Below are 10524 nucleotides of genomic sequence, written 5' to 3' on the forward strand. Positions count from 1 at the left end.
GTTGGCACAGGGCTGCCCACTCGGCCGACGCGCGTGACGCCTCGGCCGACGTGACTGACCTCTCGATCAGGCGGTGAGCCAGCCGACGACGATGTCGCCGAGGATGCGGCGGTGGCGCTCGCGTACGTCGGACGCGAGCATGTCGCGACCGAACAGGAAGCCGAAGGTGGCGCTGTTGGCCACCTGGAAGACGCAGTAGGAGCTGATCATCATGTGCACGTCGATGGCGTCGACGTCGGAGCGGAGCTCGCCGGAGGCGCGGCCGCGGGCGAGGACCTCGTCGAGGACGCTGGCGGCCGGGGCGCCGAGCTCGCGCAGCGACTCGACCTTCTCCAGGTGCCGGCCACGGTGGATGTTCTCGACGGAGACGAGGCGGATGAAGTCGGGGTGGTCGACATGGTGGTCGAAGGTGAGCTCGGCGATGCGACGGATCGCGTCGACCGGCTCGAGGTCGCCGGCGTGCAGACTCTGCTCGAGCTCACGGATCCTGCGATAGGCAGCCTCGAGCACGGCCAGGAACAGCCCCTCCTTACCGCCGAAGTAGTAATAGATCATCCGCTTCGTGGTGCGGGTGCGCTCGGCGATCTCGTCGACCCGGGCGCCCGAATAGCCCTGCTCCGAGAAAACCTCGGTGGCAACCTCGAGCAGCTCGGATCGGGTGCGTTCGGCATCACGCGACTGAACCATGCCCCGAGCCTAGAGCACGACGGGCTTCCCAACGCACCACAATGTATGTACCGTTTCGTACATTAGCGACGAACGGAGAACCATGCGCACCTCGATCGCCACGGTCTGCCTCAGCGGCGGTCTGGTCCAGAAGATGTACGCCGCGGCCGAAGCCGGCTTCGACGCGATCGAGATCTTCGAGCCCGACCTCATCGCCGCACCCCAGTCCCCCGAGGAGATCCGGGCGCTGGCGTCTCGGCTGGGCCTGACCCTCGACCTCTACCAGCCATTCCGTGACGCCGAGGGCGTCGACGAGACCGCCTTCGGCGACGTGCTGCACCGCGCCGAGGCGAAGTTCCATCTGATGCGTCGGCTCGGCATCGACCTGATACTGGTCTGCAGCAACGTCGGCACCGCGACCGTCGACGACGACGAGGTCTCCGCCGGACAGCTGCGCCGGTTGGGCGAGCTCGCGGCGACGTACGACATCCGGCTCGCCTACGAGGCGCTCGCCTGGGGACGCTTCGTCGACGACTACCGGCGCTCGTGGCGCATCGTCGAGCTCGCCGACCACCCCAACATCGGGATCTGCCTGGACAGCTTCCACATCCTCTCGCGCGGCCACGACCCCAAGCAGATCGAGGAGATCCCGGCCGAGAAGATCTTCTTCCTGCAGCTCGCCGACGCCCCCGCGCTCAGCATGGACGTGCTCTCCTGGAGCCGCCACCACCGGCTCTTCCCCGGTGAGGGCAGTTTCGACCTGCCGGCCTTCCTCGGCCACGTCCTGCGCGCCGGCTACGACGGCCCGCTGTCGCTGGAGGTCTTCAACGACACCTTCCGCCAGACCGACCCGGTCCGCACCGCCCGCCAGGCCCAGCGCTCGCTGCGCTGGCTCGCCGACCGCACCGCCGATCTGCTCGGCGAGGAGACCGACCGCGACGCGGGTCCGCTCCCCCGGCTGCCACAGGTGGCCGCGCCCGAGGCCTTCGACTTCGTCGAGATCAAGGCATCCGACACCTCCGGTGTCGAGGTGCTGCTCGAGCAGCTCGGCTTCGACTTCGGCGGCCGCCACCGCAGCAAGCAGGTGCGCCTGTGGACCTGGGGTGCGGCCCGCGTCGTGTGCAACGACGTACCCAGCGCCTCCCCTGAGCCGCGCATCGCGGCCGTCGGCTTCGACCTCGCCGACTCGGACCCGGCCGCCGAGCGCGCCGCCCGGCTGATGGCGCCGCCGGTCCACCGCCGGACGTACGCCGGTGAGCAGGCTCTGCGCGCCTTCACCTCCCCCGACGGCACCGAGGTCTTCCTCTCCCACGCCGAGGACTGGATCGGCGAGTTCGACGGCGGAGTGTCGAGCGCCGGGCGCGGCGCCCGGATCGACCACGTCAACCTGGTCCAGCCCTGGCACAGCTTCGACGAGGCGGTCCTCTTCTACACCAGCGTGCTGTCGCTGACGCCGCAGGCGAGCCAGGAGGTAGCCGGCCCGGCCGGTCTCGTACGCAGCCAGGTGATGAGCTCACCGGCCGGCGGCGTACGTCTTCCGCTCAACCTGCTCCCAAGCGGGCAGCTCCCCAACGATCAGCAGGGCCATGCTCAGCACATCGCGCTCGCCTGCCACGACATCATCGGGGTCGTCACGGCCGCCCGGGAACGCGGCCTACGGCCGCTCGAGGTCCCGGGCAACTACTACGACGACCTGGTCGCCCGCTTCGGCCTCGCCGACGACCTCGTCGCCACCCTGCGCGAGCTCGACCTGCTCTACGACCGCGACGCCGACGGTGAATACCTGCACTGCTACACCGAGACCGTCGGCGAGGCCTTCTTCGAGCTCGTCGAGCGCCGCGCCCGCTACGACGGCTACGGCGCGGGGAATGCGCCGGTCCGCCTGGTCACCCAGGCGGGCTGACCCCCGCCGCCGTCGGTCGAGCCGCGAGCGCAGCGAGCGTGTCGAGACCAACACAGTCGCGTACGAACCGTGTTGGTCTCGACACGGATTCGCTCGTTCCTCACGAATCCGGCTCGACCAGCGGGATCAGAAGTTGCCGCGGCGCTCCTGCTCACGCTCGATGGCCTCGAAGAGGGCCTTGAAGTTGCCCTTGCCGAAGCCGAGGGAGCCGTGGCGCTCGATCATCTCGAAGAAGACCGTGGGGCGGTCGCCGATCGGCTTGGTGAAGATCTGCAGCAGGTAGCCGTCCTCGTCGCGGTCGACCAGGATGCCGCGCTTCTGCAGCTCCTCGATCGGCACGCGCACCTCCCCGATCCGGGCGCGCAACTCGGGGTCCTCGTAGTAGGAGTCGGGGGTGTTGAGGAACTCGATCCCGGCGTCGCGCAGCGCGTCGACGGTGGCCAGGATGTCGCCGGTGGCCAGCGCGAGGTGCTGGGCGCCGGGGCCCTGGTAGAACTCCAGGTACTCATCGATCTGCGACTTCTTCTTGGCGATCGCCGGCTCGTTGAGCGGGAACTTCACCCGGTGGTTGCCGTTGGCCACGACCTTCGACATCAGCGCGGAGTAGTCGGTGGCGATGTCGTCTCCGATGAACTCGGCCATGTTGGTGAAACCCATGACGCGGCCGTAGAAGTCGACCCACTCGTCCATCTTGCCGAGCTCGACGTTGCCGACGACGTGGTCGAGCGCCTGGAAGAGACGCTTGGGGGCGCCTTCGGGCTTCTTCAGCGTCGAGGCGCGGGTGACATAGCCGGGCAGGTAGGGGCCGTCGTAGCCGGACCGGTCGACCAGCGTGTGGCGGGTCTCGCCGTAGGTGGCGATGGCGGCGACACGTACGGTGCCGTGCTCGTCGCTCACGTCGTGGGGCTCCTCCAGGACGCGGGCGCCCTGCTTGCGAGCGTGCTCGATGCAGCGGTCGACGTCGGGCACCTCGAGGGCGATGTCGATGACGCCGTCACCGTGACGGGCGTGGTGGGTGATGATCTCGCTCTCGGGCGCGACGCCGCCCTTGATCACGAACCGAACTCCCCCGCTGCGCAGCACGTAGGAGTGGTGGTCGCGGTTGCCGGTCTCGGGACCGGAGTAGGCGACCAGCTCCATGCCGAAGGCGCTCTGGAAGAAGTGGGCGGTCTGGGTGGCGTTGCCGACGGCCCACACAACCGCGTCCCAGCCGGTGACCGGGAAGGGGTCGGAGGTGTCGTCGTAGGCCACCAGGCCGACGAGCTGCTCCAGCTCGGCCAGCCCGAGTCCGGCGAGCTTCTCTTGGTTGGTCAGGGTGTCTGCAAGCGTCATGCGGGCAAGTCAAGTGGGCCGAGTCACACCAAACAAGTTGACCACCACGCGCTGGTCAATCTGTCAGATCCGACCAGCCGTTGTCACGTATGGCTAGACAATCTGACTACCATCGAGCCATGAACCTCGATGACCTCGACGTCACCCTGCTGGAGGCCCTGCACGCCCACCCGCGAGTCGGCGACCTCGAGCTCTCCCGGGTCGCCGGCGTCGCCCGCGCGACTGTGCAGAGCCGGCTGCGCAAGCTGACCGAGGCGGGCGTGATCCGCGACTGGGCACCGACGGTCGACCCGGCCGCCGCCGGCCACACGGTGCAGGCGTTCGTGACCCTGGAGATCTCCCAGGGAGCCCTCGAGGACGTACGTCGCGACCTCGCCGAGATACCTGAGGTGCTGGAGGCGTACGTCACCACGGGCTCCTTCGACGTCTTCTGCAAGGTGGCGACCGGGTCGCACGCGAAGCTCCAGGAGGTGCTCGTACGCATCGACCAGTCCCACGCCGTCGTCCGCTCGACCAGCGTGGTCACCCTCTCCACCCTGATCGAGCCGCGCACTCTCGACCTGCTGCGCACCGGAGCCACACCGCGCTGATCGGCCGCCCGAGGGACGGTATTCGTTGACGAGATTGCTAACAATCTTGTGAATGATCTATGGTCTGTGACGTGCGTCATCCCTCAGACCTCCGACCTCAGACACCCGTGCGGTGTCTCCTCATGCGCGGCGGGACCTCTCGCGGGCCGTTCTTCGACGCCCGCGACCTTCCCGCGGACACCGCGCAGCGTGACGCGGTGCTGCTGGCGGTGATGGGTTCACCCGACCCGCTCCAGATCGACGGGATGGGCGGCGGTCACCCTCTGACCAGCAAGGCCGGCATCGTCGCGCCCGGGCCTGCCGGGGACGAGCGGGGCATCGACGTCGAGTGGACCTTCGCCCAGCTCCAGCCCGACTCGGACCGGGTCGACACGACACCCAACTGCGGGAACATGCTCGCCGCGGTGCTGCCGTTCGCGATCGAGACCGGCATGGTGATTCCCGACGGCGACACCACCACGGCACGCGTCCTCACCCGCAACACCGGGGCGGTCGCCGAGATCACCGTGCAGACGCCCGCAGGACCGGACGGGCAGCGCTTCGTACGCTACGACGGCGACGCCCGCATCGACGGCGTCCCCGGCACGGCGGCGCCGGTGCGGATCGGGTTCCTCGACACCGCCGGCTCGGTGGCCGGGAGCCTGCTGCCGACCGGCAACGTGCGCGACACCGTCAACGTCCCCGGCGTCGGCTCGGTCGACGTCACGTTGATCGACAACGGCCAGCCGCTGGTGCTCGTCGACGCCCGAGACCTCGGCGCGACCGGCGCCGAGGGCCCCGAGGAGATCGACGCCGACGACGCGCTCCGGGCACGGATCGAGGCGCTGCGGATCGTCGCCGGCCACGCGATGGGTCTGGGCGACGTGACGGAGAAGCCCTACCCGAAGATGACGCTCGTCTCCGCCCCCAGGGGCGGCGGTGCGATCAGCACCCGCAGCCTGATCCCCCGCCACACCCACCGCTCGATCGGGGTCCTGGCCGCCGTCACCGCGGCGACCGCCGCGGTGCTGCCGGGCTCGGTGGCGTACGACCTCGCCGTGCTCCCTGCGACCACTGGCGCTGAGACCACGCTCAGCGTCGAGCACCCCACCGGCGAGTTCAGCGTGACCCTCGGCCTCGACCCCGACGACCCGACGCGGGTGACCCGATCCGCTCTGCTGCGTACTGCTCGGTTGATCATGGCCGGTCAGGCCATGGTCCCGAGCGTCGTCCGCCGGGGAGACTCCGCATGATCATCGACATCCACGGCCACTACACGACCGCGCCGGCCCCGCTAGGCGAGTGGCGCGACGCGCAGGTCGCGGCACTGACCGACCCGAGCGTCGCGCCGGACCCGGCCGGACCCCAGATCTCCGACGCCCAGATCCGGGAGACCATCGAGGCCAACCAGCTGCGGCAGATGGACGAGCGCGGCATCGACCTGACCGTCTTCTCCCCGCGGGCCTCGTTCATGGCCCACCACATCGGCGACCTCTCGACCTCCACCGAGTGGGCGCGGATCTGCAACGACCTGTGCGCCCGGGTGGCCGAGCTCTACCCGACCCGGTTCGCCGCCGGCGCGATGCTGCCGCAGTCGCCCGGAGTCGATCCCGCCACCACGGTCGCCGAGATCGATCGGGCGGTCACCGAGCTCGGCGCGGTTGCGGTCAACGTCAACCCCGATCCCTCCGGCGGCCACTGGGACTCCCCTCCGCTGACCGACAGATCCTGGTATCCGGTGTGGGAGAAGCTCTCCGAGCTCGACGTACCGGCCATGATCCACGTCTCCACCAGCTGCAATCCGGCCTTCCACACCACCGGCGCCCACTACCTCAACGCCGACACGACCGCGTTCATGCAGCTGCTGACCGGCGACCTCACTGGTGATCTTTTCGGCGACTTCCCCGACCTGCGCCTGGTGATCCCGCACGGCGGCGGCGCCGTCCCCTACCACTGGGGCCGCTTCCGCGGTCTGGCCCAGGCCCTCGGGCGCCCTGATCCGACCGAGACGCTGATGAAGAACGTCTTCTTCGACACCTGCGTCTACCACCAGCCCGGCATCGACCTCCTCCTCGACGTCGTTCCGCACAGCAGCGTGCTGTTCGCCTCGGAGATGATCGGCGCCGTACGTGGCATCGACCCGGACACCGGTCACCACTTCGACGACACCCGTCGCTACGTCGAGACGTACGCCGCCCGCAACGCCCTCACCGAGGCCGAGCTAGCCGCCCTGACCGAGACCAACGCCCGCCGGGTCTACCCCCGCCTCGACCAGCGGCTCACCGCTCAGGGCCGCTGAAGCCCATGTAACACGTCGTTCGTAGGACTACTCGCCCTAAATGAACGACCGGATAGTCCGACGAACAGCGTGTTACACCCCGCCGCCCCGCGCGAAACCCCCAGCAAGGAGACCACCACGTGCACGAGCTCGGAGTAGTTCACACCAAGATCGACCGCGCCGACCGCGAGGCCGTCGACGCCCTGGCGCAGTTCGGTGTCGCCACGATCCATGAGGCGATGGGGCGCCTGGGGCTGATGCGGCCCTACATCCGCCCGGTCTACGAGGGCGCGAGGCTGTGCGGTACGGCCGTGACCGTGCTGCTCCAGCCCGGCGACAACTGGATGCTGCACGTCGCCGCCGAACAGGTCCAGGACGGTGACGTCGTCGTGGCCGGCTGCGTGACCGAGTCCGAGGACGGCTTCTTCGGCGAGCTGCTGGCCACCTCGCTGCGCAGCCGCGGCGCCCGCGGCCTGGTCATCGACGGCGGCTGCCGAGACGTCGACGAGCTGCGCGAGATGGGCTTCCCGGTCTTCTCCAGGGCGATCAACGCCAAGGGCACCGTCAAGGCCACCCTCGGCTCGGTCAACGTCCCGGTCAACGTCGCGAACGCGCTGGTCAACCCCGGTGACGTGGTCGTCGCCGATGCCGACGGCGTGGTCGTCGTCCCGGCCGCCCGCGCGGCCGAGGTCGCCGAGGCCTCCCGCAGGCGCGAGGAGGCCGAGGCCGGCAAGCGGACCCGCTTCGAAGCCGGCGAGCTCGGCCTCGACATCTACGACATGCGCCCGAAGCTCGCCGAGCTCGGCCTCACCTACAAGGACTGATCCGATGGTCACCCCCGGCTGGCTGCACTGGTTCGAAGGACCGGCCAAGCCCACCTTCACGCTCCCCGAGGGCGCGGTCGACGCCCATTGTCACGTCTTCGGCCCGGCCGAGGAGTTCCCGTTCGCGCCGGAGCGCAAGTACACCCCCGTCGACGCGTCCAAGGACCAGCTCTTCGCGCTCCGCGACCATCTCGGCCTGGCCCGCAACGTCCTGGTCCAGGCGACCTGCCACGGCGCCGACAACAGCGCTCTGGTCGACGCGCTCCAGCACTCCGACGGCCGCGCCCGCGGGGTCGCCACGGTCAGGACCGACGTCCCCGACGAGGAGCTCGCCAGCCTCCATGAAGCGGGGGTGCGGGGCGTACGTTTCAACTTCGTCAAGCGCCTCGTCGACGTCACGCCGACCGCCGCCCTCGAGACGATCGCAGCCCGGATCGCCCCGCTCGGCTGGCACGTGGTGATCTACTTCGAAGCCGCGGATCTGCACGACCTGAAGGACTTCTTCGCGAGTCTGCCGGTGCCGCTGGTCGTCGACCACATGGGCCGCCCCGACGTGACCAAGGACCCCGACGGTCCCGAGTTCGCGGAGTTCCTCGACTTCGTCGCGGCCAACGACGTCTGGGTCAAGGTCTCGTGTCCCGAGCGCCTCACCGTGACCGGCCCGCCGGCCCTGGACGGTCAGCGGCAGGCCTACCGGGACGTCGTCCCGTTCGCCCGCAAGGTCGTCGAGCGCTTCCCCGACCGCGTCCTGTGGGGCACCGACTGGCCCCACCCCAACCTGAAGGACCACATGCCCGACGACGGGCTGCTGGTCGATCACATCCCGCACATCGCCCCCACCCCCGAGCTGCAGCAGGCGCTGCTCGTGGACAACCCCATGCGCCTGTACTGGCCCGAAGGAGAGCGCAGTGCCTGACCTCACCCCCACCAGCACCCCCACCAACGCAGCCAACCGGCTCGACCGGCTGCCGATCTCCAGGTTCCACAAGCTCGCCACCGTCGCCCTCGCGTTCGCCTACTTCTTCGAGTTCGCCGACATCAACACCTTCGCCACGACCGCGCCGGTGATGCGCGAGCAGTGGGGCGTGACGATCAACCACATCGCGTACGTCACCTCCCTCTCCTTCGTCGGCATGTTCCTCGGATCCGTGGTGGCCGGCGCCCTGGCCGACCGGCTCGGCCGGAAACGTACGCTCGTGGCAACCACCATCTGGTTCTCGATCTGGTCCTTCGCCAGCGTCTTCGCCTGGGACATCGTCTCGATGGGCTTCTTCCGAGTGATGACCAGCGCCGGGCTCTCCGCGATGACCGTGGTCGCCGTGGTCTACATGAACGAGCTCTTCCCCCGCGCCAAGCGCGGCAAGTTCCAGGCGTACGTCATCATGATCGGGATCTGCGGCACCCCGGCGACCAACCTGATCGCTGCCGCGGTGGTGCCGCTCGCCGACTGGACCTGGCGCCTGGTCTTCCTGTGGGGCGCTCTCGGTGTCCTCTTCCTCTTCTTCGTACGCCGCCTGGTCGAGTCGCCGCAGTGGCTGGAGTCGCGGGGACGCCATGCGGAGGCCGAGGAGATCCTGGCCGGTCTGGAGCGGGACGCGACGGCCGAGCACGGCACCCTCCCCGAGGCGCTGCCGCCGCTCGACGCCGGCCCGGCCACGCGGCCCGGGCTGGCGATGCTGAAGGACAAGCGGTTCCTCTACCCGACGATCCTGCTCTCGGTGCTGTGGATCTCCCAGACGATCGGCTTCTTCGGCTTCTCCTCCTGGGCGCCCACCCTGCTGGCGGCCGAGGGCGTCAGCGTCGAGGACTCGATCTTCTACGTCGCGCTGACCACCATCGGCGCCCCGCTCGGCTCCTTCCTGGCCTCGCTGGTCACCGACCGCTACGAGCGCAAGTGGTGCCTGGTCGTCTTCGGCCTGATCATCGCCGGGTCCGGTCTGCTCTACGGGCTGACCTTCACGCCGCTGCTGATCGTCGCCTTCGGGTTCCTGGTGAACCTGTTCGAGCGCGGCTACACCGCGCTGGCCTACGCCTACTCCCCCGAGCTCTACGACACCAGGGGCCGCTCCCTCGGCACCTCGCTCTCCTACGGTCTCGGCAGGCTCTCCAACGCCGCCGGCCCGCTGATCATCGCCGGTCTCTACAGCGGGCTGGGGTACCAGGCCGTCTTCTACTTCATCGCCGGCACCTGGGTGGTCGGGGCACTCGTCCTGGCGATCTTCGGCCCGGCCACCCGCAAGGCCCGCTTGGCCGCCGAGGCCGCCGCCGTCCCGGCAACGTCACGCTGAAGGACTGAACATGACCAACCCAGTTCCGGAGAACCTGACCACGCTCTAGCGGATGGTCGCCGACACCCCCACCCGCCCACCGCTGGGCGATGTGGCGCACATCGGTCACGCCCAGCTCTTCACCCCCACCCCTGCGGCGACGGTGGCGTTCTTCACCGACTTCCTCGGCCTGACCGTCTCGGGGCAGGACGGCGACCACACATACCTGCGCACCTGGGACGACTACGAGCACCACAGCGTCGTCGTCACCGAGCGCGCCACACCCGGCATCGGACGTACGGCACTGCGCTGCTCGTCCCTGTCGCTGGCCGCGGGCCGCACCGACCTCGGCTTCGTGATGATGACCCTCGCCGGCCTACTCATCGGCCGCCTCGGGTCTGTCGGAATCTTTGTGTAACTGGCTCGGCTGATGCATGTCGTGCCGTACGCGCCGGGGTGTCGGTTCCGGGGTGTCGGTTTATGTGCGTCGGGTGAAGCGGATGTCGCCGTTGGGGAGGCGTTCATGGAGGTACGCGGCGTCGTGGGCGCGATGGTGGTGATGACTGCAGAGCAGGGCGGCGTTGTCGAGATCGGTTGGGCCGCCTTGGGCCCAGGCGATCCAGTGGTGGGCCTCGGCCCACGTGCCCGGGATGTCACAGCCCTCGGCCTCACACGTCGCCGACCT

General features: G+C 69.3%; 11 protein-coding genes. 8 read left to right on the forward strand and 3 right to left on the reverse strand.

Features of this window, described 5'->3' with window-relative positions; all coding sequences use genetic code 11:
* Nucleotides 1–66 precede the first annotated feature (66 nt).
* Nucleotides 67–687 carry a TetR/AcrR family transcriptional regulator gene (locus ACFWQC_RS27980; RefSeq protein WP_378686012.1) on the reverse strand — a complete coding sequence of 207 codons (621 nt, stop codon included), beginning with the start codon at nucleotides 685–687 and terminating at the stop codon, nucleotides 67–69.
* An 82-nt stretch (nucleotides 688–769) separates the two neighbouring features.
* Here ACFWQC_RS27980 and ACFWQC_RS27985 point away from each other — a divergent pair, with 82 nt between their 5' ends.
* The gene (locus ACFWQC_RS27985) at nucleotides 770–2569 is read left to right on the forward strand and encodes a bifunctional sugar phosphate isomerase/epimerase/4-hydroxyphenylpyruvate dioxygenase family protein (protein WP_378686014.1); all 1800 of its coding nucleotides are present in this window, start codon (nucleotides 770–772) and stop codon (nucleotides 2567–2569) included.
* Between the two features lie 126 nt (nucleotides 2570–2695).
* Here the strand turns inward: ACFWQC_RS27985 and hppD are convergent, their stop codons facing one another.
* Nucleotides 2696–3901 (reverse strand): 4-hydroxyphenylpyruvate dioxygenase, encoded by a 1206-nt coding sequence (gene hppD / locus ACFWQC_RS27990; protein ID WP_378686017.1) that lies wholly within the window; start codon nucleotides 3899–3901, stop codon nucleotides 2696–2698.
* A gap of 119 nt (nucleotides 3902–4020) precedes the next feature.
* Between hppD and ACFWQC_RS27995 the strand changes: the two genes are divergently transcribed.
* The 7 genes from ACFWQC_RS27995 to ACFWQC_RS28025 all read left to right on the forward strand — a co-directional run bounded on the left by ACFWQC_RS27995 (nucleotide 4021) and on the right by ACFWQC_RS28025 (nucleotide 10257).
* Nucleotides 4021–4491: an Lrp/AsnC family transcriptional regulator gene (locus ACFWQC_RS27995; RefSeq protein ID WP_378686020.1), complete on the forward strand. Its 471-nt coding sequence runs from the start codon at nucleotides 4021–4023 to the stop codon at nucleotides 4489–4491.
* Between the two features lie 59 nt (nucleotides 4492–4550).
* The gene (locus ACFWQC_RS28000) at nucleotides 4551–5723 is read left to right on the forward strand and encodes a 4-oxalomesaconate tautomerase (protein WP_378686022.1); all 1173 of its coding nucleotides are present in this window, start codon (nucleotides 4551–4553) and stop codon (nucleotides 5721–5723) included.
* Nucleotides 5720–6769 (forward strand): amidohydrolase family protein, encoded by a 1050-nt coding sequence (locus ACFWQC_RS28005; RefSeq protein WP_378686025.1) that lies wholly within the window; start codon nucleotides 5720–5722, stop codon nucleotides 6767–6769. Before ACFWQC_RS28000 ends, ACFWQC_RS28005 begins: the two co-directional genes overlap by 4 nt.
* A gap of 119 nt (nucleotides 6770–6888) precedes the next feature.
* Entirely contained in the window at nucleotides 6889–7572 is a 684-nt protein-coding gene (ligK, locus tag ACFWQC_RS28010) for a 4-carboxy-4-hydroxy-2-oxoadipate aldolase/oxaloacetate decarboxylase (RefSeq protein ID WP_378686028.1), read from the forward strand.
* 4 nt (nucleotides 7573–7576) lie between these two features.
* On the forward strand, nucleotides 7577–8488 hold the full coding sequence (locus ACFWQC_RS28015) for an amidohydrolase family protein (RefSeq protein WP_378686031.1): 912 nt from the start codon (nucleotides 7577–7579) through the stop codon (nucleotides 8486–8488).
* The gene (locus tag ACFWQC_RS28020; RefSeq protein ID WP_378686034.1) at nucleotides 8481–9860 is read left to right on the forward strand and encodes an MFS transporter; all 1380 of its coding nucleotides are present in this window, start codon (nucleotides 8481–8483) and stop codon (nucleotides 9858–9860) included. Before ACFWQC_RS28015 ends, ACFWQC_RS28020 begins: the two co-directional genes overlap by 8 nt.
* A gap of 52 nt (nucleotides 9861–9912) precedes the next feature.
* Nucleotides 9913–10257, forward strand: a complete 345-nt coding sequence (locus tag ACFWQC_RS28025; RefSeq protein WP_378686036.1) for a hypothetical protein — start codon at nucleotides 9913–9915, stop codon at nucleotides 10255–10257.
* Nucleotides 10258–10317: 60 nt separating this feature from the next.
* On the opposite strand, the gene ACFWQC_RS28030 is transcribed toward ACFWQC_RS28025, so the two are convergent.
* The coding region (locus tag ACFWQC_RS28030; protein WP_378686038.1) for an HNH endonuclease signature motif containing protein at nucleotides 10318–10524 on the reverse strand (207 nt) is incomplete at its 5' end.

The organism is Nocardioides sp. NPDC058538 (genome assembly GCF_042719275.1).
In the GTDB taxonomy this organism is placed as follows: Bacteria; Actinomycetota; Actinomycetes; order Propionibacteriales; family Nocardioidaceae; genus Nocardioides.

What these genes read in the sequence shown, in the direction of transcription:
- ACFWQC_RS27995 (WP_378686020.1), top strand. Translation starts at nt 4,021, where the DNA reads ATGAACCTCGATGACCTCGACGTCACCCTGCTGGAGGCCCTGCACGCC.
- ACFWQC_RS28015 (WP_378686031.1), top strand. Translation starts at nt 7,577, where the DNA reads ATGGTCACCCCCGGCTGGCTGCACTGGTTCGAAGGACCGGCCAAGCCC.
- ACFWQC_RS27980 (WP_378686012.1), bottom strand. Translation starts at nt 687, where the DNA reads ATGGTTCAGTCGCGTGATGCCGAACGCACCCGATCCGAGCTGCTCGAG.
- hppD (WP_378686017.1), bottom strand. Translation starts at nt 3,901, where the DNA reads ATGACGCTTGCAGACACCCTGACCAACCAAGAGAAGCTCGCCGGACTC.
- ACFWQC_RS28000 (WP_378686022.1), top strand. Translation starts at nt 4,551, where the DNA reads ATGGTCTGTGACGTGCGTCATCCCTCAGACCTCCGACCTCAGACACCC.
- ACFWQC_RS28005 (WP_378686025.1), top strand. Translation starts at nt 5,720, where the DNA reads ATGATCATCGACATCCACGGCCACTACACGACCGCGCCGGCCCCGCTA.
- ACFWQC_RS28025 (WP_378686036.1), top strand. Translation starts at nt 9,913, where the DNA reads ATGGTCGCCGACACCCCCACCCGCCCACCGCTGGGCGATGTGGCGCAC.
- ACFWQC_RS27985 (WP_378686014.1), top strand. Translation starts at nt 770, where the DNA reads ATGCGCACCTCGATCGCCACGGTCTGCCTCAGCGGCGGTCTGGTCCAG.